This window comes from Pseudomonas sp. UM16 (assembly GCF_050312595.1).
Lineage (GTDB): Bacteria > Pseudomonadota > Gammaproteobacteria > Pseudomonadales > Pseudomonadaceae > Aquipseudomonas.
The window spans coordinates 28193-50129 of the sequence record NZ_JBNPJT010000015.1 but is presented as its reverse complement, the minus strand read 5'-3'; the positions used below and the strand labels follow the sequence as shown (position 1 = coordinate 50129).

Sequence of the window (21937 nt, the reverse complement as noted above, 5' to 3'; positions counted from 1 at the left end):
TCGAGGTACCTTCGTAACGCGCTAAAACCGCGCATTATGCCTGATCACGCAGCTCCGGTCGGTCACGAAATTGTTCAAGGGCTTCGGGGTTAGCCAGGGCGTCGGTGTTTTTCACCGGTTCCCCGTGCACGACATTGCGAATCGCCAACTCAACGATCTTACCGCTGATGGTGCGTGGGATATCGCTGACGGCGGCAATCACCGCCGGCACATGGCGTGGCGTGGTGTTGCTGCGGATGACCTCGCGGATCTGCGCCTGTAACGTCTGGTCGAGCTGCAGGCCTTCGCGCAGGCGCACGAATAGCACCACGCGCACATCGTTGTGCCAACGCTGGCCAATGGCAACGCTCTCCAGCACCTCGTCGATTTTCTCCACCTGGCGGTAGATTTCCGCAGTGCCGATGCGCACCCCGCCAGGATTGAGCACCGCATCCGAACGGCCATGGATCAGCATGCCGCCTTCAGGCGTCTGCTCGGCGTAGTCACCCTGAGCCCAGACGCCGGGGAATTGGCTGAAGTAAGCGGCATGAAAGCGTTCGCCTTGCGGGTCCTTCCAGAAGCCCAGTGGCATGGCGGGAAAATGCCGGGTGCAGACCAGTTCGCCTTTTTCGCCGATCAGCGCCTGGCCGTTATCATCCCAGACCTCCACGGCCATACCCAGGCTCTTGCCCTGGATTTGCCCACGGCGTACCGCTAGCAGCGGACTGCCGATGACAAAACAGGAACAGATATCGGTACCGCCAGACATCGAGGCCAGGCACAGGTCCGCCTTGAACTCGCGGTAGACATAATCGTAGCTCTCCGGCGACAGCGGCGAGCCGGTAGACAGCAACAGCTTGAGCGAATCCAGACGATGGCTCAGGCGGGGTTGGACATGCGCATGCTCCAGCGCCGCCAGGTACTTGGCGCTGGTGCCAAAGGCGCTGATCTTTTCGTCGTCGATCAGATCGAGCAAGCGCTCGGGGCCGGGGTGCAAGGGCGAGCCGTCGTATAGCACCAGTGTGCTGCCGACGGCCAGGCCGCTGACCAGCCAGTTCCACATCATCCAGCCGCAGGTGGTGTAGTAGAACAACACGTCAGCCGGGCCCAAATCATTGTGCAGGCCATGTTCCTTGAGGTGCTGCAGCAGTACGCCACCGGCACTGTGGACGATGCACTTGGGCACCCCGGTGGTGCCACTGGAGTAAAGAATATATAGCGGATGCTCAAAGGGCAGCGGGGTGAACTGCGGCTCGCCGCCAGCCTGGTAAAAGTCGTCCCACAAGCTGACGCGGGCACTGCTGTGGAACTCATCGCTGCGGGTATGCGTACGGGTGTAGGGCACCACCAGCAGTTGTTCAAGGCTCGGCAGTTGGGCCACTACCTCGTTAATCTTGTCAACCTGCTCGAGGGTCTTGCCGGCGTACTGATAGCCTGCGCAAACCAACAGCAACTTGGGCTCGATCTGGCCGAAACGGTCGATGACGCCATGGGTGCCAAACTCGGGGGAGGAGCACGACCAGATGGCGCCCAGGCTGGTGCAAGCGAGCATGGCCACCAGGGTCTGCCAGGAGTTGGGCATACAGGCGGCAACGCGATCACCTGCGCCAATGCCAGCGGCCTGGAAACTACGCTGCAAGCCGGCGATCTGTTCGGCCAGTTCGACATGGCTGATGATTCGTCGCTCGCCATCCTCACGCACGGCAATCACTGCCGGGTGCGCGTCTCGCCGAAGCAGTAGGTGTTCGGCAAAATTCAGGGTGGCGCCGCTGAACCAGCGGGCATCGGGCATTTGTGGGCCCTCGTCGAGTACTTGTGTGCCAGGTTGATGCCAGCGCACGTGAAAGAACTCGGCGAGGGTTTGCCAGAACGCGGCACGCTGGTCGATGCTCCAGCGGTGCAATGAGTCATAGTCGCTAAGGTGCAGATCGAACCGGCGATTGACCTCGCGGCGAAAGGCATCCATGCGACTGGCCTGAATGCGCGCCTTGCTTGGGCGCCAGAGCACTTCACTCATGCCGCGTTCCTCTGTTGTTGTAGCTGCAGCGTCTTATTCCACTGTAGCGTGCTTCACGTCCTCTGAGGCCGTCCAGATGCGGTAGCGGACTTCGACGCCTTCAGGCACGTAAACCACCACCGGCAGCTTGCTGTTATAGCGCAGCAGGAAGCCGTCACCGACCACCGGTACGAAGGCTTGCTTGTTGGTGGTGTCCGGGCAGGCCATCAGCGTCGACGCCGGGCCCATGACCTTTTCCAGGCGATAGTAGCTGTAGCCCCAGCCTTGCAAGGTTTGCTCTTGCAGGCTGCCGCCCAGGTGCTGACGGTTGCAGTCGACCTGCAGGGTTTTGCCCGCCAGGACTTCCAGTTTGAGCGCCGACTCGTCGGCTTGCTGGGGCAAGTGGATGACCTGACGGCTAAAGCCTTTTTCGGCCTCGGGGTAGGGCGCGACATCCTTGAGGCTGGCAGCCTGTACCGCAGTACCGACAGCCAGGGTCAGGGTGAGCAACGCAGTGAAAGGGATTGGGCGCATAAGGCCTCCTTGCAGGTAAAAAAGACGACGCCGCAGCCAGATCCCGGGCCGCCCGTCATTGGGCCAACCAGCCGCCATCGATGTTCCAGGCTGCACCACGAACCTGACTGCCAGCCTCGCTACAGAGGAACAATACCAGCTCGCCCAGATGTTCGGGAGTGACGAAGGCCAACGACGGTTGCTTCTCGGCGAGCAGATCGTGTTGTGCCTGTTGCGCATCGATGCCGCTGGCGGCGCGGTCGTCGATCTGCTTTTGCACCAGTGGGGTCAGCACCCAGCCCGGGCAAATGGCATTGCAGGTGATGTTGCTGGTGGCGGTTTCCAGGCCCACCACCTTGGTCAGCCCGACCACGCCATGCTTGGCGGCCACGTAAGCGGCCTTGCCAGTGGAGCCGACCTGGCCGTGCACCGAGGCGATGTTGACGATCCGCCCCCAGTTGCGCTGGCGCATGCCAGGCAGCGCCAGGCGCGTGCCATGGAACACGGCAGAGAGGTTAATGGCGATGATTGCGTCCCAGCGCTCGACCGGAAAGGCTTCAACGGCGGCGACATGCTGAATGCCAGCGTTGTTGACCAGAATGTCGACGCCACCAAATTCACGCTCGGCGTAGGCAAACAGGTCTTCGATCTGCACTACGTCGCTCAGGTCGGCCGGATGGTGACCGACTTTGCCGCCGTGTCGGGCTACCTCGGCGACCGCCAGGTTGACATCGCCGAAGCCATTGAGAATCAGGTTGGCGCCCGCTCGCGCCAACACATGGGCAATACCCAGGCCGATGCCGCTGGTAGAGCCGGTGACCACTGCTGTTTTGCCGTTGAGTTGCATGGGATGCTCCTTAGACGATGCCGGTGGCGTAGAAGGTGGCGATGACCACAAACACTGCCAGGGTTTTGATCAGGGTAATACCGAAAATGTCTTTATAGGCCTCTCGGTGGGTCAGGCCGGTGACTGCCAATAGGGTGATCACTGCGCCGTTGTGCGGCAGGGTGTCCATGCCACCGCTGGCCATGGCAGCGACCCGGTGCAGGACTTCAAGGGGAATGTTGGCGGCATTGGCGGCGGCGATGAAGCTGTCGGACATTGCTGCCAGGGCGATACTCATGCCGCCGGAGGCGGAGCCGGTGATGCCGGCCAGCAAGGTCACCGTGATGGCTTCATTGACCAGTGGGTTGGGAATGGCGCGTAAGGCATCGGCGAGCACCAGAAAGCCTGGCAACGAGGCGATCACCGCACCAAAGCCGTACTCAGAAGCGGTGTTCATCGCCGCCAGCAACGCACCGCTGACGGCGCTTTTACTGCCTTCGGCCAGGCGGTTCTTGATCGCGCCAAAGCCGGCTATCAGCACCAGCAAGATACCCAGCAACAGTGCGGCCTCGACCGCCCAGATTGCGGTCAGCTTGGCGATGTCGGTCTGCACCGGCGCGCTCATGCCCGGCAGGCTGAGGCTATGGGTCTTGCCATACCAGGCCGGGATCCAGTGGGTGAACAGCAGGTTCATCACCCCCACCAGCAGCAGCGGTGAGAGCGCGAGTAAGGGATTGGGCAGTGTCAGGTCGGCGGCGGTTTCCGGTTCGTTGCGCAGCTCCGTGCCATAGCCTTCACCAGCACGTTGGGCCTTGTTGCGCTGGCGTTGCAGGTAGAGCATGCCGGTGCAGAACACGAACAGCGTGCCAATCAAGCCCAGCCAGGGGGCAGCCCAGGCGGTGGTGTTGAAGAAGGTGCTGGGAATGATGTTCTGAATTTGCGGGGTGCCGGGCAGGGCATCCATGGTGAAGGAGAACGCACCCAGGGCGATGGTCGCCGGAATCAGGCGTTTGGGAATATTGCTCTGACGGAACATCTCGGCGGCAAAGGGGTAGACCGCAAACACCACCACAAACAGCGAAACCCCGCCGTAGGTCAGCAGTGCACAAACCAGCACGATCACCAGCATGGCCTGACGCGTACCGAGCAAGCGGATCGCCGCGGCAACGATTGAGCGTGAGAAACCGGACAGCTCGATCAGCTTGCCGAACACGGCGCCGAGCAAGAACACCGGAAAGTACAGTTTGATAAAGCCAACCATTTTTTCCATGAACACCCCGGTGAAGGCTGGGGCCACGGCAGAAGGGTCGGTGAGCAGCACCGCGCCGAGGGCGGCGATGGGGGCGAAGAGGATAACGCTATAACCACGGTAAGCAGCCAGCATCAGCAGCGCCAGGGCTGCCAGGGCGATGATCACACTCATCGAGTGTCTCCTTGGGGGTATCTTGTTTTTGTTGATCGCCGGAGATAGCGGGAATCGTGCCAGTTTTATAACTGATTGAAATATAAGGTAAAAAAGTAATTTAATAGAAGGTCATGAATTCAATATCTCCATATCGAGACTGAGCCTGTAGGAGCCGGCCTTGTCGGCGATGGGCTGCACAGCAGTCCTAAGTCTGGCAAAGCGTTGCCTTGCATCGCCGGCAAGGTCGGCTCCTACAGGAGACGATGCAAGTCTCTTTTTAGAGATTTGAGTTTCTTTATTAAGACTTGATCCCCAGTGCGACCAGTTTTTTGTACAGAGTCGAACGACCCAAGCCTAACTGCTGCGCGGCGTGCGGCACATTGCCGGCGCAGCGGGCGAGGGTATCGGACAGCAACTGCCGTTCAAACGTAGCGCACGCTTGTTTATAGCTCAGTTGCGCTGCCGGCACCTGCAGCGGCATCAGTGTGCCTAGCGCAGCCTGCAGGTCGCGCGTACTCAACCGTTGTTGATCGGCCAATAAGGTTGCCCGCTCCAGCACATTGCGCAGCTCACGGATATTGCCCGGCCAGGCATGTCGGCTCAGTAGCGCTTGCGCCTCTTCATCCAACTCATGCTGGCTGCCAAGCTCTTCAAGAATGGCTTCGCTCAGCGCCGGCAGGTCATCCAGGCGTTCACGCAACGGCGGCACCTGGATCGGTAGCACGTTCAGGCGGTAGTACAAGTCAGCACGAAATTCGCCACGGGCCATGGCCGCCGAAAGGTCGGTGGACGTTGCGGCAATGATCCTGACGTCACTGCGCAGCATCTGGTTGGAGCCCACCGGTTCGTATTCTTTCTCCTGTAATACCCGAAGCAATTTACTTTGCAGCGGCAGCGGCATGTCGCCGATTTCATCGAGAAACAGCGTGCCGCCTTCCGCCAGTTGCAACTTGCCCGCGCGCCCTTTACGGTCGGCACCGGTATAGGCGCCGGGCGCTGTGCCAAAGAACTCGGCTTCCAGCAAAGTTTCCGGGATGGCGGCGCTGTTGATGCTGACAAATGCCTTGTGTGCCCGTGCTGAGGCGGCATGAATCGCATGGGCCAGCAGCTCCTTGCCAGTGCCGGTTTCGCCCAGCAGCAACACCGCCGAGTCACTGCTGGCCCCGCGCCGGGCGCGGCGCTTGGCCTCAAGGCTGGCGGCACTGGTGCCAATGAACTGGGCAAAGCTGTACTTGGCCTGGCGGGCGCGCAACTGCGAGCGGGTCGAGGCCAGCTCCTGCTGCATGCTGGCGTAGCGCTTGAGCAATGGCGACAGGCTGCGCAGTTCATCGAACAGGGCAAAACCGATGGCGCCAATCAACGCTCCGTCGCCGTCATGCACCGGTAGGCGCATGACCACCAGCGGCTCTTTCGGGGTGTCGAGCATGTCCAGCAGAACCGGCCGACCATTGCTCACCACCTCGCGCATCAGGCTACCGGGGATGACGCTTTCGCAGGGCTGGCCAATAACACTGGCGGCATCTTCAAGGCCAAAGCGCCGGGCATAGCGTTGGTTCATCCAGACAATGCGCGCATCGCGGTCGACGATCAGGGTGCCTTCACTGGACTGCTCGATGATTTCGAACAACGAACGGATCGCCAGTTGGCGCACCTGCTGATAATCCTTGAGGCTGTCACTGGCAGGCATGGGCCACTCCCTGAAGGTCAAAGGTTGCGATTATGCCCGTGGATCGAAGGCTTCGCGCAAGGCGTCACCAATGAAAACCAACAGTGAGAGGATCAAGGCCAGAGCAAAGAACGCGGTAAAGCCTAACCACGGCGCCTGCAGGTTCTGCTTGCCCTGGTTGACCAGTTCGCCCAATGAGGCACTGCCAGCCGGCATGCCGAAGCCGAGAAAATCCAGGGCGGTGAGGGTGGTGATGGCGCCGGTGAGAATAAACGGCAGGTAGGTGAACGTGGCATTCATGGCATTGGGCAAGATGTGCCGCAGAATCACCCCACTGTCGGGCAAGCCCAGGGCACGTGCGGCCTGGACGTACTCAAGGTTGCGCCCGCGAAGGAATTCGGCACGCACCACATCCACCAATGCCAGCCAGGAAAACAGTGCCATGATCCCTAGCAGCCACCAAAAGTTCGGCTCGACAAAACCGCTGAGAATGATCAGCAGGTAGAGCACCGGCAGGCCCGACCAGACCTCCAGAACGCGTTGTCCGATCAGGTCGACCCAACCTCCGTGGTAGCCCTGCAAGGCGCCGGCGGCAATGCCGATTACCGTGCTGATCAAGGTCAGCGCCAGGGCAAACAGAATCGACACCCGCGTGCCGTACAACACCCGGGCCAGTACATCGCGGGCCTGGTCATCGGTACCTAGCCAGTTGACCATCGACGGTGGGCTAGGTGTGGGCTGCTGCAGGTCATAGTTGGGTGTGTCGGCGCTGAACGGCACCGGGGCAAATAGCATCCAACCGCCCTGATTCTTGATCAACTGCTGCACATATTGGCTACGGTAGTCAGGCTGGAACGGCAACTGGCCGCCGAATTCCTGTTCGGTGTAGCGCTTGAACGCTGGGAAATACCATTGTCCCTGATAGCCCATGACCAAAGGTTTGTCGTTGGCCACCAGCTCTGCGCCCAGGCTCAGTAACAGCAGGGCGCCGAACAGCCACAGCGAATACCAGCCGCGGCGGTTGCGGCGAAAACGCTGCAGGCGTCTGCGGGAAACCGGCGACAGGCTGAACATCAATGTGCCCTCGTGGCGAAGTCGATGCGGGGATCGACCAGGGTGTAGCACAAGTCGCCGACTAGACGGATCAACAAGCCAAACAAGGTGAAAATGAACAGCGAGCCAAACACCACCGGGTAGTCCCGCGACACAGCGGCCTCATAACTCATACGCCCCAGACCATCGAGGGAGAAGATCACCTCAATCAGCAGGGACCCGGCGAAAAACACGCTGATCAAGGCTTGGGGGATACCCGCGACCACCAACAGGATCGCGTTACGGAACACATGGCCGTACAACACTCGATGCTCACTCAAACCCTTGGCCCGCGCGGTAACGACATATTGACGGGTGATTTCGTTGAGAAAGGCGTTCTTGGTCAGCAGGGTCAAGGTGGCGAAGCCGCCGATCACCAAGGCGCCGACGGGCAGCACCAGATGCCAAAAGTAGTCGGCCAGCTTGCCCAGCAGGCTGAGTTGGTCGAAGTTCTCCGAGACCAGGCCACGCACTGGAAACCAATTCAACGACGTGCCGCCGGCAAACAGTACGATCAGCAACAAGGCGAACAGGAACGAGGGCAGGGCATAGCCGATCACGATCAGGCTGCTGCTCCAGGCGTCAAACGCTGAACCGTGACGAATGGCCTTGCGAATGCCCAGGGGGATCGATACCAGGTAGGTGATCAAGGTCGCCCAAAAGCCCAACGACAACGTCACCGGCATTTTTTCCAGGATCAGGTCGGTCACCTTGGCACCGCGAAAGAAGCTATTGCCAAAATCCAGGCGAGCGTATTGCCCGAGCATCAGCCACAGGCGTTCGGGGGCCGATTTGTCGAAGCCGTACTGACGTTTGATGTCTTCAATCAGTTTCGGGTCCAGTCCGCGGCTGGCGCGCGAGCTGGTGTGCACGGTTTCCACGCTGGCCCCTGGTGCACCCGTGCCGATGCCCTGCAGGCGGGCGATGGCTTGTTCCACCGGGCCGCCAGGTGCGGCCTGGACGATGACGAAGTTGACCAGCAGGATGATCAGCAGAGTTGGAATGATCAACAGCAGTCGACGCAAAATATAGGCGGTCATGGCTGCTCCTCGAGGCGCTCAGCCATCTGCGCATTGGTCAGTGCCGTGGGGCTGACTTCCCACCAGCTGTCCAGGCCCTCGTCGTTGCTCGCTTGCACCTTGGGCAGGCCAAAGCGGTTCCACCACACCGTGGACGATCCCGGTGGGTAATAGTTGGGGATCCAGTAGTAATTCCACTGCAGTACCCGGTCCAGGGCATGGGCATGACGCAACATGTCGGCCTGGCTGCTGGCCTTGACCAGGCCGTCGAGCAATTGGTCTACAGCGGGGTCCTGCAGGACCATGTAGTTGTTCGAGCCTGGGTCATTGGCGGCCGCCGAGCCAAAATAGTTGTACAGCTCAAGACCCGGTGAGGGCGACACGGGGTAGCCCGTTACGATCAAGTCGTAATCACGGGCCATCAGACGGTTGACGTATTGCGAGGCATCGATACGGCGGATGTCGAGGGTGATGCCGATCTGTGCCAGATTGCGTTTCCAAGGCAACAGCAGGCGCTCGAAACCGGCCTGACCGTTGAGGAAGGTAAAGCGCAGAGGCTCGCCCTGGTCGTTGACCAGTTGATCGCCTTCGGGCTTCCAGCCAGCCGCCTGAAGCAGTGCCAGGGCTTGCAACTGTTTGTCGCGGATCAGCCCGGAGCCATCGGTGCGTGGTGCTTCGAAGACCTGGCTGAACACCTCATTCGGTACTTGGCCACGTAATGGTTCAAGCAACGCCAGCTCGTCAGCATCGGGCGGGGTGCGGGCGGCGAGGGCGCTGTTGGAGAAAAAACTTTGCTGGCGGATGTACAGGTTGCGCATCATCTGCCGGTTACTCCACTCGAAATCCCAGAGCATGGCCAGCGCCTGGCGCACGCGGCGGTCCTTGAACACCGGCCGTTGCAGGTTGAAGACAAAACCTTGGGCGCTTTGCGGCGCGTCCTTGCCCAGATGTGCCCGCTGCAGGCGACCGTTTTCCAGCGCCGGGCTGTTGTAACCAATCGAATAGCCGGTGGCAGAGAACTCGCGATTGTAGTCGTAGCCCCCGCCGCGAAGAACCTGGCGCGCGACATCGGTATCGCCGAAGTATTCAATGCGCAGTTGGTCGAAGTTGTAGCGCCCGCGGTTGACGGGCAGGTCCCGCCCCCACCAGTTCGGGTCGCGCTCAAAGGTGATGCTGCGGCCATTGTCGATCCGCCCAACACGGTACGGTCCACTGCCCAGCGGCGCTTCGAAACCACCACCGCTGGCGAAGTCACGGTGTTTCCACCAGTGCTCGGGCAACACCGGCAGGGTGGCCAGGTCCAGTGGCAGGGTACGGTTGAGGTTGCTCTTGAAGTGAAAGCGAATCTGCCGAGGGCCCTCGATCTCGACCCGTTCGACATCGGCGAACTGGGTGCGGTACTTGAGGTTGCCCTCACGCATCAGCAGCTCGAAGGTGTACCGCACATCTTCAGCACCAATAGCTTGGCCATCGGCAAAACGTGCGCGCGGGTCGAGGTAAAAACGTAGCCAACGTCCTTGCGGATCGCGTTCCAGCTGGCGAGCGACAAGCCCATAAACGCTATAGGGCTCGTCCTGGGAACGGACGGCCAGCGGTGCATACAGCCAGCCATCGACCTCGGCTACGCCAATGCCCTTGTCGATATAAGGCAACACATGGTCGAACTGGCCGATCTCGATGGCCGAGCGACGTAGACTGCCGCCTTTGGGGGCGTTGGGGTTGGCGTATTGGAAGTGGTGAAAATCGGCAGGGTAGCGGGGTGGCTCGCCATACACTGTGAGGGCATGGCCAGGTGCCGCCAGGGCAGCATGAGCCCAGGTCAAGGCTAAAGCGAACAGGAGGAAAAGAGGGGAGCGACCGGTTTGCAAGGGCCTGACTACCTGTACCCACGATTGTGGCTGTAGCTTAGCAGTTTCGGCCGCAGAGCCTGAACCGGCCCAAGCGGACCGGTTCAGGGATGGACTCAGTCCTGGCGGCTGGTCACTTCCAGCAGGTGGTAGCCAAACTGGGTTTTCACCGGGCCCTGTACGGTATTTACAGGTGCGCTGAACACCACGGTGTCGAACTCTTTGACCATTTGACCTGGACCGAAGAAGCCCAGGTCGCCGCCCTGACGGCTGGATGGGCAAGTCGAGTTGGCTTTGGCAATCTCAGCGAAGTCGGCACCGGCTTCGATCTGAGCTTTCAGTTCGTTGCACTTGTCTTCGGTGGCAACCAGGATGTGACGGGCAGTGGCTTTGGCCATGGGAGATACTCCTTTTCAAGAAAGTGCCGAGACTACCGGATTACAACCGATTTTTCCTGCGCAATATCAGCTAGTGCAGTTGCACCCTGGCGCAACAGGGCTTGGGTACTGTCCCATCCCAGGCAACCATCAGTGATGGAAACTCCGTACTTCAGTGGCGTCTTACCCAGGGCCTGGCATCCGTCGAACAGATGGCCTTCGAGCATCATGCCGACAATCGAGCGGTCGCCTGCCAGGCGTTGTTGCAGTACGTCTTCGAACACTGCCGGCTGGCGCAGCGGATCCTTGCCGCTGTTGGCATGGCTACAATCGACCATGATCCGCGCCGTCAACCCAGCTTTTGCCAACCCTTGGCGGGCGTGGGCAATGCTCGCTTGATCGTAGTTCGGGCCTTGGTGACCGCCGCGCAGCACCAAGTGCGTATCCGGGTTGCCCAGGGTCTCGATAATCGCCGGGTAGCCTTGAGCGTCCATACCGAAGTGGCGGTGCGCATGAGCGGCGCTGCGCATGGCGTCACAGGCAATCGCGACACCGCCGTCGGTGCCATTCTTGAAGCCCACAGGCAACCCCAGGCCGCTGACCATCTCGCGGTGAATCTGCGACTCGGTGGTGCGTGCACCAATCGCCGCCCAGCTCAGCAAGTCGTCGAAGTAGCCTGCGGCCATCGGTTGCAGCAATTCGGTGGCAATCGGCAGGCCGCGCTCGAGCATGCCCAGCATCAAGCCGCGGGACAGGGCGATGCCGGCATGCATGTCGTCACTGCCGTCCAGGTGCGGATCGTAGCTCAGGCCTTTCCAACCCACCGTGGTACGCGGCTTTTCGACGTAGGCGCGCATCACCAGCAGCATCTGGTCGCTGACCTCGGCACTGAGGGTGGCGAGGCGGTCGGCGTACTCCAGGGCTGAGCGTGGGTCATGAATCGAGCAGGGGCCGACGATTACCAGCAGGCGTGAATCACGACCTTCAAGAATGGCGCGCACGGCCTGGCGATGCTGTTCAACCTGGTGGGCAAGGGTATTGGACAGTGGCATCTGCTGCTTGAGCAAATGCGGGCTGGGCAGACGTTGGCTGACGGCACTGTTGGCCGCTTGAGGCTGGGTCAGGGGCAGAGCGAGCGAAGACGATTGCATGGCGATTTTTCCCTGGGCGGACGGCGGGTTCTGGCCCGCGCGGTCGGCCCTATCGAGGTGTTCGACAAAGAGCCGGATTGGCATTCTGTGTGGTGATGCCACCTGTGCTGGACCGATCGGAGGCGGCAGACTGGCCCGAACGGGATTGGCTAAATCGCCAGGCAGTGAAGCTTGGGTAACGGTGGTAAGTGGCGTAGTTCATGGGGTAAATCCTCGTTATCTGTTCGGTTTTCTGGGGCCTGAAAAAGCAAAACCCCCGGTCGGGGAGCCGACCGGGGGTTGAGTATTCTCGTATCGGCGGCCCCTTGAAAGTGGGCGCCGGTGTGGGTATCAGCGGCGCCTGTGGCTAAACCAATACCCAAAATAAAACGCAGCAGGAGCGACAGTCGCGCACTCGGCCACAGCCAGCACCGGACGCGACGGGCGACCTGCATGGTGAGCATGAGTGAGGGTGGATGGCGACATGGGACTCTCCAGTTGATGAGCCTGAGCTTACTTCAGGCGTTGCTGTCGTTTCAATCACTAATTTATACAGGTCCTCGCAAAGCGTGCGCAGCACGCGTCTACAACGCGTAATGCTTGAGCTCCCGCGCAATCAGCATCCGCTGAATCTCACTCGAACCTTCGTAAATCTGGGTAATCCGTGCATCGCGGTAGTAACGCTCTACTGGATAGTCCTCCAGGTATCCATAACCACCATGCACCTGAATCGCTTTGGAGCAGACGCGCTCGGCCATTTCCGAGGCAAACAGCTTGGCTTGCGACGCTTCGCTCAAACACGGTTTGCCGGCACTGCGCAGGCGCGCGGCATGCAGGATCAGTAGGCGCGCAGCATTGATCTGCACCTGCATGTCGGCCAGCAAGTTGGCGATGCTCTGGTGCTCATTGATCGGTTTGCCAAACTGGATACGGTCTCGGGAATAGGCCAGCGCGGCTTCAAACGCTGCGCGAGCGATGCCCAAGGCCTGAGCGGCGATGCCGATGCGACCACCCTCGAGGTTGGACAGGGCGATGGCCAGGCCTTTGCCGCGCTCGCCGAGCATGTTGCTGGCAGGAATACGGCAGTTGTTCAGGGTTACAGCGCAGGTGTCGGAGGCGCGGATGCCCATTTTGTGTTCGCTGCGGTCGACGACAAAACCTTCGTTGTCGGTAGGCACCAGGAACGCCGAGATGCCTTTCTTGCCAAGCTCTGGATCGGTCACCGCAAAGACGATGGCCAGGCCTGCACGCCGGGCATTGCTGACGAACTGTTTGGCCCCGTTGATGACCCAATGATCACCCTGCAGTTCAGCGCGGGTACGCAGGTTATGCGCTTCAGAGCCGGCTTGCGGCTCGGTCAGGCAGAAGCAGCCAATCACTTCGCCGCTGGCCAGGCGCTGCAACCAGGTCTGTTGCTGTTCAGCGCTGCCATAGGCGAGCAGGGGGCCGCAGCCCACCGAATTGTGAATGCTCATCAACGCACCGGTGGCGCCATCGCCTGCGGCGATTTCTTCCACGGCCAAGGCATAGGCGACGTAGTCGGTGTAGCTACCGCCCCATTGTTCGGGCACAACCATGCCGAGCAGGCCCAGCTCACCCATTTTCTTCACCACGGCATCATCGATCCACGCGGCTTTTTCCCAGGCCTGGGCATGCGGTGCGATCTCGCCACGGGCAAAGTCGCGGGCCATGTCGCGGATCATGATCTGTTCTTCGGTCAGTTCTAGGTCTTGCATCTGCGTACTCCAGGCCTTACAGGCCTTCGAAGAATTGATCCACGCGTGAACGGCTCAGGCCAGCGAGGGTCGCGGGGGTCCAGCGAGGCTGCTTGTCCTTGTCGATGATCAACGCGCGCACGCCTTCGATCAGGTCGCCATGCTCGAACCACTGTCGGTCCAGGTGTAGTTCCATTTTGAAGCAGTCTTCCAGGCTCAAGTGGCGGCCGCGGCGGAGCATCTCCAGGGTCACAGCCATCGCCAACGGCGAGCGGGTGTCCATCAGTTCGGCGGTTTTCACGGCCCATTCATGGCTGTCGGCGACGGTTACTGCCCGAAGTTGTTCCACGATACTGCTGACCTCGGGCAGGGCAAAGAAGTGATCGATGGCCGGGCGCAGTTTGGCCAGGGGCGCGTCGTCCAGCACTTGGGTACCGAGCTTGGCCAACACGCCCTGCAGATCCTTGAGCGGGTATTCAGTGAATTTCAGGCTATCGAGACGTTCATCGAGCAGGGACAGTTTGTTGCTGTCCAGGTACCAGTCGGCCAGGCCGCAGTACAGTGCGTCAGCCGCCTGCACCTGCACGCCGGTGACGCCCAGGTAGGTGCCCAGTTCGCCGGGCACGCGAGAAAGGAAATAGCTGCCGCCGACATCCGGAAAGTAACCGATGCCCACTTCTGGCATGGCCAGGCGACTGCGCTCGGTGACTACCCGCAGCTCGGCGCCCTGGGCCAGGCCCATGCCGCCGCCCAGGGTAAAGCCGTCCATCAGTGCCAGGATCGGCTTGCGGTAATGGTGGATGCACAAGTCGAGGGCGTATTCTTCGACGAAAAAATCCTGGTGCAGACGCTCACCGGCTTTGTAGCTGTCATACAGCGAACGGATGTCACCGCCAGCGCAGAAGCCTTTCGGGCCTTCACCGCGCAACACCACGGCGTGTACCTGATCATCACCGGCCCAGGTATCGAGCTGCTGCTGCAGGCTGCGAACCATGTCCAGGGTCAGGGCGTTGAGGCCGGCGGGGCGGTTGAGGGTCAAGTGGCCAATATGGTTGCGAACCTGGGCCAGAATCGGCGCTGCAGTCGGCGTTTGAACGTGCGCGGTCATCGCTGTCTCCCTGCTTTGTTATTGATTTTCCAGGTGAATTGTCACGATCTGGAGAGATGCTAGAGGATCGACGGATCCTACCAGTGCAAATTTGCCCAGTACAATCGACAAAACTGCAGGCTCAATCTGCATTTTTGCATACATCGACGTGCCTACCGTGGCAGGCGTCCGCTGACAAAATGCGCGACATCGTTGTAGCCGTGGGTGGAGGCGTGCCCCGGCATCACCAGCGAGTCAATGAAGGCTTCGTCATCAGCTGTGATCGTGACCTGCAGCGCACCACTGTAGGTGTCCCACTGCGCCTCGGTGCGCGGCCCGACGATGGCTGAGCTGATCAACTGATTGTTGAGTACCCAGGCAATGGCGAACTCGACCATGCCCACACCTTTGTCTTGGGTATAAGCGTGGATTTTTTCGGCAATGGCCAGCGACTCTGAGCGCCACTCGGTTTCCAGGATGCGCTTGTCCTGACGCCCCGCGCGGCTGCCCGCATCCGGTGCGGCATTGGGCGCGTACTTGCCACTGAGTACACCGCGGGCCAATGGGCTGAAGGGCACAATCCCCAGACCGTGGTAGGCGGCGGCATGAAACTGTTCCGGTTCGGCCTGGCGGTTGACGATGTTGTACAGCGGCTGACTGACCACTGGCTTTGGTACACCCATACGTTCGGCCAGATTGCAGATCTCAGCGATGCGCCAGCCACGGAAGTTGGACACGCCCCAATGACGGATCTTGCCTTGGCGCAGCAGATCGCCCATAGCAGCGACGGTAACCTCCAGCGGCGTACTGTGGTCTTCGCGGTGCAGGTAATAGATGTCCAGGTAATCGCTGCCCAGGCGGCTCAGGCTGGCGTCGATGGCATTGAAGATGTGCTTGCGGCTCAAACCGCTGCGATTCGGGACGCCATCAGCCGGACCGAAGCCGACCTTGCTGGCCAGGATCCAGTCGTGGCGGTTGCGGGCAATGGCTTCACCGACAATCTCTTCGCTGCGTCCGGCGTTGTACACATCAGCGGTGTCGATGAAGTTGATGCCCTGGTCCCAGGCGTTGTTGATGATGCGCAGTGAGTCTTCGGCGCTGGTTGCGTCGCCGAACATCATGCTGCCCAGGGTCAGGGCGGACACTTGCAGGCCGCTGCGGCCCAGTGGACGGTAGATCATGATCAGGATCCCATGGCGGTTTGGATCCGATCTGTTTTACACAGTTAGCGCGGTGATTGAAAGCATCGCCAGCAAGGCTGGCTCCCACCATTAGCCCGTAACACAGACCCAGTGGGAGCTGGCTTTGCCAGCGATGCAGATGCTTAGTTCACCTGCTCACCCACCAGCCCACCTGCCCGTACCCGCGATACCCGCAAGGCCACCAGGCTGCCGACCACAATCAACGCTGCTAGCGAGTACAGCGCAGCATCGGTCGAGCCCGTCTGATCCTTGATGAAGCCCACCAAATAGGGGCTGAGGAAGCCCGCCATCTGCCCGACCGAGTTGATGATCGCCAGGCCTGCCACCGCAGTACCGGCGCTGAGCAGGGCCGTGGGCATTGGCCAGAACATTGGCAAGCCGGTGAGGGCGCCCATGGTGGCGATGCTCAGGCCAATAATGGCAATGACCGGGTTGTGGGCGAAGTTGACCGCAATCAGCAGACCGAGCGCGCCCATCAGCATCGGCACCACCAGGTGCCAGCGCCGTTCGTTACGCAGGTCTGCCGAGCGGCCCACCAGCAACATGAACACACCTGCCAGCAAGTACGGGATCGCGCTCAGCCAACCGATCAACAAAGCATCACTGAAGCCCAGGCTCTTGATGATCGACGGCAGCCAGAAATTGATCGCATACACACCACTCTGAATACAGAAGTAGACGAAGCCGAAGGTCCAGATCATTGGGTTGGTGAACACCGACATCAGGCTGTCACTGGCAGTGACTGGCCTGCTGGCGGCATCCACCGCCAAGTCGTGCTTGATCATTTCACGCTCTGCCGGGCTCAGCCATTTCGCTGTGGCGTAGCCGTCGCTGAGCAGGAAGATGGCGAGGAAACCGAGCAACACGGTCGGCAAACCTTGAATCAGGAACATCCACTGCCAGCCAGCCAAGCCATGTTGGCCTGCGGCAAAGTGATTGAGGATCCAGCCGGAGAACGGTCCGCCGAGCAGTCCCGATACCGGGATTGCCGACATGAACAGAGCCATGATCCGGCCACGGCGGGTCGCCGGGAACCAGCGCGAGAGGTACAACACGATGCCGGGGAAGAAGCCCGCTTCAGCCGCACCCGTGAACAGGCGCAGCACGTAGAACTCCATCGGCGTGGTGACGAATAGCAGGCAGGTCGAAAGCATGCCCCAGGCAATCATCATCAGCGCGATCCAGCGCCGCGGGCCAAAACGGTTGAGCGCCAGGTTACTGGGCAGGCCGCACAGCACATAGCCAATGAAGAAGATGCCGGCACCGAGGCCGTAGATGGTTTCGCTGAATTTCAGGGCGTCGAGCATCTGCAACTTGGCAAAGCCAACGTTGACCCGGTCCAGGTAATTGAACAGGTAGCAGATGAAGATGAACGGGATCAGCCGCAGAGTGATGCGCCGATACAGCGCGTTGCGGGTGTCGTCTTGGCCTTGGTCAGGGGCAGGGCTGTATGACATGATTTGCTCTCTGTTGTTATGTTTATCGCCGCCACCTGCGTTGAGGCGGCTAGCGATGAGTCTCGGTGAGCGGACCGTGGCTGTCTTTGTGCTTTTGCACAGCATTTTCGGTGGCGTGCTGTGCCCCGGACCAATCATTGCGACAACAAGGATCCTCCTATGTTCGAACTGGACCATGACCTGGCGCAAGATATCGTCGATCGGGCGATGGCCATTTTGCCTTGTAATGTCAACGTCATGGACAGCCAGGGGCTGATCCTCGGCAGTGGTGAGCCGGAGCGTATCAATACCCGTCACGAAGGCGCACAACTGGTGTTGGCTAACGGTCGGATTGTCGAGCTGGATGTCGATGCAGCCAAGTGCCTGAAAGGCGTGCAGCCGGGTATCAACTTACCGCTGATGCTCGACGGCCGCCTGATCGGTGTGCTGGGGCTGACGGGGGACCCGCAACAGTTGCGCACCTATGCCGAACTGGTGCGCATGACCGCCGAAATGCTCCTGGCCCAGCGCCACCTGCAGGTCGAGCAGCAATGGCGGCGGCAGCGCTGTGACGACTTGCTGGCCTTGCTGCTGGGCGGTTCCGGCGATTCGCCGCGCCTGGTTGATGAGGCCCGGCAGTTGGGGCTCAAGCCGCAGTTGCCGCGAGTGCCTTGCCTGTTCGAGCTGGATGGCGGATCCACTGCCGAGACTTTGGCCAGTTGGTTGATGAGCCGTTATCCGGACAGTTGGTGTGTCAGCCCCGCACGGCAATCGCTGTTGTGGTGCCGTCCAGCCGGCGTCAGCCTGGATGAGCCACGGTTGCTGGAAAGGCTTCAGCGCCATGGTTGGCAGGTGCAGCGCCTGGCCACGGGTTCACCGGCACAGAGCCTTGAACAGTTGCGCCGTAGCTATCGCCGCGTACGCGATCTGTTGGCCTATGGCCGTGAAGTGTTGCCCGCCGAGCAGATGCTTAGCCTGAGCCGCTACCGCCTGCCGGCGTTGCTCTGGCGTCACCGCAATGATGACGCTCTGGACGAGTTGCTCGAGCCCTTACAACGCATCCGTGCCAAGGACAACAGTGGTCAGTTGCTCGCCACCCTGCGCGCCTGGTGCGCCCACGAGGGCCAGAGCCAGGCTTGCGCCGACGCCCTGGGCATCCATCGCAACAGTCTGCGTTATCGCCTGGAGCGCATTGGCGAGTTGAGTGAAGTCGATCCCTTGCGCCTGGATGGCATGTTGAGCCTGTATCTGGGCTTGCAGTTGCTGCCTGCCGACGCCTGATTGGGCAAACTGACCAAAGCCTGTGTGCAGCCTTTGTGCATCCGACACAAGCGCGCCGGTTGTCTAGCTGTCAGCATGCAACGATCTGCAGCAGGAGAATTTGCATGAAAATCGTCATCGCCCCCGACTCGTTCAAGGACAGCCTCAGCGCCGCAAGCGTGGCCGACGCCATTGGCCTGGGGTTGGCCCAGGTCTGGCCCACCGCGCAACTGCTCAAGTGCCCGATGGCCGACGGTGGCGAAGGAACCATGGAGGCGATCATTGCCGCCTGTAGTGGTGAGCTGCGTAGTCAGCAAGTACGAGGCCCGTTAGGCGAGCCGGTACAAGCCGGCTGGGGCTGGCTGGCCGACAGCCACACAGCGATTATCGAAATGGCTCAGGCCAGCGGTTTGCAGTTGCTCCGCCTCGACCAGCGTGACGCCTGTCGCAGCAGTACTTACGGCACCGGCCAACTGATCAGTGCCGCGCTCGACGCCGGGGCGCAGCGCATCATTCTGGCCATCGGTGGTAGCGCCACCAACGATGCCGGTAGCGGCATGCTGCGAGCGCTAGGGCTGCACCTGTTCGATGCCGAGGATCAGCCGCTGGCCGAGGGTGGCTTGGCATTGGCCCGGTTAGCGCGCCTGGAGGCCAGTGAGCTGGACCCGCGTTTGGCCCGCGTCCAGCTGGAAGTGGCTGCCGACGTCGACAACCCATTGTGCGGCAGCAATGGCGCTTCAGCGATTTTCGGCCCGCAAAAAGGTGCCAGCCCTGAGCAAGTGCAATGCCTGGATCAGGCCTTGGGTCATTTTGCTGATCACGTCGCACAGGCGCTTGGCCAGGACGTGCGCGACTTTCCAGGTTGCGGCGCGGCCGGCGGCATGGGCTTTGCCGCTAAAGCCTTCATGCAGGCGACATTCCGCCCGGGCATTGACGTGGTGGCGGAACTGGCCGGGCTGGAAGCAGCGGTGCAGGGCGCCGACCTGGTCATCACCGGCGAAGGTCGCTTCGATGCGCAAACCTTGCGCGGCAAGACCCCGTTTGGCGTGGCCAGGATTGCCAAGCTTCATGGCGTGCCGGTGGTGGTGATTGCCGGGACGTTGGGAGAAGGCTATGAGCAGCTGTACGCTCATGGCATCGATGCCGCATTTGCCCTGACAAGTGGGCCGATGAGCCTTGAGCAAGCCTGTGCCAATGCTGCGACACTGCTGCAGGCCCGGGCCGGAGACATCGCTCGCCTGTGGCGCTGTGCCGGCAAATCAGCTCATTGAGCGGGAAGGGTGAGCGGCTGCGCTGCGCTGTCGAGTAGCGCCAGCTCGCCGAAAGACACCGATGCATCAATGTAACGCAGGGCCGACTTGGCATCTTTCCAGCCGACGTGACTCATCAGCGCCTTGAGCTCCCAGCCATTGCTGGTGGCCCAGGTGGCGAAGCCTCGGCGCAGTGAGTGGCCGGTATATAAAGAAGCAGGCACGCCGCCACGCTCAAGAATCCGGCGCAGCAGGGTGATCAGGCTATTGCTGTTGAGTGGCGCCTGGCCAAGGTTGCCCCAGCGATCGAGCTTGCGAAACACCGGGCCGTGCGCAACCCCTGCCACTTCAATCCATTGCAGGTAAGCCTGGACCGGGCACAGCACTTTCAGCGCTGGGGCCTGATGGCGAACGCCAAGCGCCTGGCGGTCGCCTTTGCTGCGCGGCAGATAGATCGTCAGGCCTTTGCCGGCCTGGGCCTGAATATGTTCGACCTGCAGGCGCGCCAGCTCATCGCCGCGAAACCCTCGCCAGAAACCGATCAACAGCAACGCCGCATCGCGCCTTGCCCGTAACAAGGCGGGCAGGTTGTGCTGCTCGCGAGCTTGTCGGGCTTCTTGCTCCAGCCCCGTTACTGCCTGCTGCAGATGTTGGATCTGTAGCGGTGCAGCCTGCCGCGTTTGCGCCGGATGCAGGGTGCGAATTCCCTTGAGGACCTGACGCACCAACGGCGCCTTGGTCGGATCCGGAAAGCCCTGACTGACATGCCATTGCCCCAAGGCGGCAAGACGTTGCTTCAAGGTGCTGATCGCATGGCTGTCGGCGTGGTCGGCCAGGTAACGGGCGACACTGTCAGCTGTGGCCGGAAGAAAACCACCCCAACTCACTTCGAAGTGTTCTACCGCTGCCTGATAGCTGCGTCGGGTGTTATCCCGGGTCGCGGCCTGCAGGTAGCGTTCGATGCTGTTCATTGCTGTGTTCCCTCGCCAAGCGTAACGCCTTGAGTACTTCAAGCGAGCATTCTAGAGGATCAAATGCGATAAGCCGTGATTATTTTATCTTAATGATGGTTTTTTTAAGCATCAATTTTTTCATTCAGATACCATGTAAATACGTAGTACGTACCACAATACGAAATAGTAGGAGGCTCTATGGCTCGCGGCGGTATCAACAAGGCGGTAGTGCAGAAAGCGCGTCAAGTGCTGCTGGCCCGCGGTCTCCATCCGAGCATCGATGCGGTACGTATCGAGCTGGGTAATACCGGCTCGAAAACCACGATTCACCGCTATTTGAAAGAGCTGGACAGCCAGCACCCCGCGCAGACAATGAGTACCCCTAACCTCAGTGATGCATTGGCAACGCTGGTTGAGCAGTTGTCCGAACAGCTGCGTGAAGAGGGCGAAGCGCGCATCAATGAGGTTCGTAGCGCGTTTGAGACCGAGCGGCAAACGTTGCTGGCGCAAGTACAGATCAGTCAACAGGCATTGGCGGCGTTGCAACAGCAGCATGAGATCCAGGCAGCAGCGCTGGCCGTGGAGTCAGCCGAGTTGGCCACCACCTGCAGTACCCTGCAAACCGAGCAAACCCGCAATGCCACGCTCAATCAGGCCGTGGGTGAGCTGAACCTGCGCCTTGTCGACAAGGATGAGCAGATCGCCTCGCTGGAAGAAAAACACCAGCACGCCCGCGACGCCTTGGAGCATTACCGCAACGCCAGCCGTGAACAACGCGAGCAAGAGCAGCGCCGTCATGAAGGGCAAGTGCAGTTACTGCAGGTCGAGTTGCGTCAGTTGCAGCAGACCCTGATCGTCAAACAAGACGAGCTGACTCGCTTGAATCGCGACAACGAAGGTTTGTTGGTGCAGAGTCGAACCCTGAAGGATGCCCAGCGCACGCTCAAAACCCAGGGTGAACGGCGCCAAGCGCAAATCCAGGGGCTGGAAGTGAACCTGGCACAACTGGAAGGTTCGCGGGCTGAGCTGGAAAAACAGAACCAGAACCTGGCGCTCAGCCTGGCTGAGCGGGTGACCGAGCTACGTCAGCAATTGCAACTGATCGGTAAGCTTGAGGCGCAACTAAATCAAGCGGAAAAAACACTTGAACGGTTACGCTCTTCTGAAGATTGATGGATCCAATA

General features: G+C 60.6%; 18 protein-coding genes. 3 read left to right on the top strand and 15 right to left on the bottom strand.

Translation table 11 applies throughout. From position 1 onward, the window contains the following. Positions 1 to 34: 34 nt before the first annotated feature. From ACQRAX_RS18480 to ACQRAX_RS18415, 14 genes are all read right to left on the bottom strand, one after another. On the bottom strand, positions 35 to 1996 hold the full coding sequence (locus ACQRAX_RS18480) for an acetoacetate--CoA ligase (protein WP_412040847.1): 1962 nt from the start codon (positions 1994 to 1996) through the stop codon (positions 35 to 37). Positions 1997 to 2029: 33 nt separating this feature from the next. Beyond that, a complete protein-coding gene (gene eco, locus ACQRAX_RS18475; protein ID WP_412040846.1) occupies positions 2030 to 2509 on the bottom strand; it encodes a serine protease inhibitor ecotin in 480 nt (159 codons plus the stop codon). A gap of 55 nt (positions 2510 to 2564) precedes the next feature. Beyond that, complete coding sequence (gene hbdH, locus ACQRAX_RS18470; RefSeq protein ID WP_412040845.1) at positions 2565 to 3335, bottom strand: 3-hydroxybutyrate dehydrogenase; 771 nt, start codon at positions 3333 to 3335, stop codon at positions 2565 to 2567. Between the two features lie 10 nt (positions 3336 to 3345). After that, a complete protein-coding gene (locus ACQRAX_RS18465; RefSeq protein WP_412040844.1) occupies positions 3346 to 4737 on the bottom strand; it encodes a GntP family permease in 1392 nt (463 codons plus the stop codon). A gap of 280 nt (positions 4738 to 5017) precedes the next feature. Continuing rightward, positions 5018 to 6406: a sigma-54 interaction domain-containing protein gene (locus tag ACQRAX_RS18460; protein WP_412040843.1), complete on the bottom strand. Its 1389-nt coding sequence runs from the start codon at positions 6404 to 6406 to the stop codon at positions 5018 to 5020. A gap of 30 nt (positions 6407 to 6436) precedes the next feature. Further along, positions 6437 to 7459: an ABC transporter permease gene (locus tag ACQRAX_RS18455; RefSeq protein ID WP_412040842.1), complete on the bottom strand. Its 1023-nt coding sequence runs from the start codon at positions 7457 to 7459 to the stop codon at positions 6437 to 6439. Further along, entirely contained in the window at positions 7459 to 8517 is a 1059-nt protein-coding gene (locus tag ACQRAX_RS18450; RefSeq protein WP_412040841.1) for a microcin C ABC transporter permease YejB, read from the bottom strand. The genes ACQRAX_RS18455 and ACQRAX_RS18450 overlap by 1 nt, the downstream gene beginning before the upstream one ends. After that, complete coding sequence (locus ACQRAX_RS18445) at positions 8514 to 10334, bottom strand: extracellular solute-binding protein (RefSeq protein WP_412040939.1); 1821 nt, start codon at positions 10332 to 10334, stop codon at positions 8514 to 8516. Before ACQRAX_RS18445 ends, ACQRAX_RS18450 begins: the two co-directional genes overlap by 4 nt. Before the next feature lie 125 nt (positions 10335 to 10459). Continuing rightward, on the bottom strand, positions 10460 to 10741 hold the full coding sequence (locus ACQRAX_RS18440; protein ID WP_412040840.1) for a peptidylprolyl isomerase: 282 nt from the start codon (positions 10739 to 10741) through the stop codon (positions 10460 to 10462). A gap of 32 nt (positions 10742 to 10773) precedes the next feature. Beyond that, a complete protein-coding gene (locus ACQRAX_RS18435; protein WP_412040839.1) occupies positions 10774 to 11871 on the bottom strand; it encodes a 3-deoxy-7-phosphoheptulonate synthase in 1098 nt (365 codons plus the stop codon). Positions 11872 to 12434: 563 nt separating this feature from the next. Continuing rightward, positions 12435 to 13586, bottom strand: coding sequence for an acyl-CoA dehydrogenase family protein (locus ACQRAX_RS18430; protein WP_412040838.1), 1152 nt, complete (start codon positions 13584 to 13586; stop codon positions 12435 to 12437). A gap of 16 nt (positions 13587 to 13602) precedes the next feature. Further along, positions 13603 to 14673 carry an enoyl-CoA hydratase/isomerase family protein gene (locus ACQRAX_RS18425; RefSeq protein ID WP_412040837.1) on the bottom strand — a complete coding sequence of 357 codons (1071 nt, stop codon included), beginning with the start codon at positions 14671 to 14673 and terminating at the stop codon, positions 13603 to 13605. Between the two features lie 152 nt (positions 14674 to 14825). Continuing rightward, positions 14826 to 15833 carry an aldo/keto reductase gene (locus tag ACQRAX_RS18420; protein ID WP_412040836.1) on the bottom strand — a complete coding sequence of 336 codons (1008 nt, stop codon included), beginning with the start codon at positions 15831 to 15833 and terminating at the stop codon, positions 14826 to 14828. A gap of 143 nt (positions 15834 to 15976) precedes the next feature. Next, complete coding sequence (locus ACQRAX_RS18415; RefSeq protein ID WP_412040835.1) at positions 15977 to 17311, bottom strand: MFS transporter; 1335 nt, start codon at positions 17309 to 17311, stop codon at positions 15977 to 15979. Between the two features lie 159 nt (positions 17312 to 17470). Here ACQRAX_RS18415 and ACQRAX_RS18410 point away from each other — a divergent pair, with 159 nt between their 5' ends. Together ACQRAX_RS18410 and ACQRAX_RS18405 are read left to right on the top strand one after the other, a co-directional pair. Continuing rightward, the gene (locus ACQRAX_RS18410) at positions 17471 to 18571 is read left to right on the top strand and encodes a sugar diacid recognition domain-containing protein (protein ID WP_412040834.1); all 1101 of its coding nucleotides are present in this window, start codon (positions 17471 to 17473) and stop codon (positions 18569 to 18571) included. A 104-nt stretch (positions 18572 to 18675) separates the two neighbouring features. Continuing rightward, a complete protein-coding gene (locus ACQRAX_RS18405; protein WP_412040833.1) occupies positions 18676 to 19821 on the top strand; it encodes a glycerate kinase in 1146 nt (381 codons plus the stop codon). On the opposite strand, the gene ACQRAX_RS18400 is transcribed toward ACQRAX_RS18405, so the two are convergent. After that, positions 19815 to 20771, bottom strand: coding sequence for a site-specific integrase (locus ACQRAX_RS18400; RefSeq protein ID WP_412040832.1), 957 nt, complete (start codon positions 20769 to 20771; stop codon positions 19815 to 19817). The two genes, ACQRAX_RS18405 and ACQRAX_RS18400, sit on opposite strands and share 7 nt — an antisense overlap. 180 nt (positions 20772 to 20951) lie before the next feature. Here ACQRAX_RS18400 and ACQRAX_RS18395 point away from each other — a divergent pair, with 180 nt between their 5' ends. Continuing rightward, complete coding sequence (locus ACQRAX_RS18395) at positions 20952 to 21926, top strand: DNA-binding protein (protein WP_412040831.1); 975 nt, start codon at positions 20952 to 20954, stop codon at positions 21924 to 21926. Positions 21927 to 21937: the final 11 nt, after the last annotated feature.

What these genes read in the sequence shown, in the direction of transcription:
- ACQRAX_RS18395 (WP_412040831.1), top strand. Translation starts at nt 20,952, where the DNA reads ATGGCTCGCGGCGGTATCAACAAGGCGGTAGTGCAGAAAGCGCGTCAA.
- ACQRAX_RS18455 (WP_412040842.1), bottom strand. Translation starts at nt 7,459, where the DNA reads ATGTTCAGCCTGTCGCCGGTTTCCCGCAGACGCCTGCAGCGTTTTCGC.
- ACQRAX_RS18415 (WP_412040835.1), bottom strand. Translation starts at nt 17,311, where the DNA reads ATGTCATACAGCCCTGCCCCTGACCAAGGCCAAGACGACACCCGCAAC.
- ACQRAX_RS18430 (WP_412040838.1), bottom strand. Translation starts at nt 13,586, where the DNA reads ATGCAAGACCTAGAACTGACCGAAGAACAGATCATGATCCGCGACATG.
- ACQRAX_RS18460 (WP_412040843.1), bottom strand. Translation starts at nt 6,406, where the DNA reads ATGCCTGCCAGTGACAGCCTCAAGGATTATCAGCAGGTGCGCCAACTG.
- ACQRAX_RS18450 (WP_412040841.1), bottom strand. Translation starts at nt 8,517, where the DNA reads ATGACCGCCTATATTTTGCGTCGACTGCTGTTGATCATTCCAACTCTG.
- ACQRAX_RS18410 (WP_412040834.1), top strand. Translation starts at nt 17,471, where the DNA reads ATGTTCGAACTGGACCATGACCTGGCGCAAGATATCGTCGATCGGGCG.
- ACQRAX_RS18425 (WP_412040837.1), bottom strand. Translation starts at nt 14,673, where the DNA reads ATGACCGCGCACGTTCAAACGCCGACTGCAGCGCCGATTCTGGCCCAG.
- ACQRAX_RS18420 (WP_412040836.1), bottom strand. Translation starts at nt 15,833, where the DNA reads ATGATCTACCGTCCACTGGGCCGCAGCGGCCTGCAAGTGTCCGCCCTG.
- hbdH (WP_412040845.1), bottom strand. Translation starts at nt 3,335, where the DNA reads ATGCAACTCAACGGCAAAACAGCAGTGGTCACCGGCTCTACCAGCGGC.
- ACQRAX_RS18465 (WP_412040844.1), bottom strand. Translation starts at nt 4,737, where the DNA reads ATGAGTGTGATCATCGCCCTGGCAGCCCTGGCGCTGCTGATGCTGGCT.
- ACQRAX_RS18440 (WP_412040840.1), bottom strand. Translation starts at nt 10,741, where the DNA reads ATGGCCAAAGCCACTGCCCGTCACATCCTGGTTGCCACCGAAGACAAG.
- eco (WP_412040846.1), bottom strand. Translation starts at nt 2,509, where the DNA reads ATGCGCCCAATCCCTTTCACTGCGTTGCTCACCCTGACCCTGGCTGTC.
- ACQRAX_RS18405 (WP_412040833.1), top strand. Translation starts at nt 18,676, where the DNA reads ATGAAAATCGTCATCGCCCCCGACTCGTTCAAGGACAGCCTCAGCGCC.
- ACQRAX_RS18435 (WP_412040839.1), bottom strand. Translation starts at nt 11,871, where the DNA reads ATGCAATCGTCTTCGCTCGCTCTGCCCCTGACCCAGCCTCAAGCGGCC.
- ACQRAX_RS18480 (WP_412040847.1), bottom strand. Translation starts at nt 1,996, where the DNA reads ATGAGTGAAGTGCTCTGGCGCCCAAGCAAGGCGCGCATTCAGGCCAGT.
- ACQRAX_RS18400 (WP_412040832.1), bottom strand. Translation starts at nt 20,771, where the DNA reads ATGAACAGCATCGAACGCTACCTGCAGGCCGCGACCCGGGATAACACC.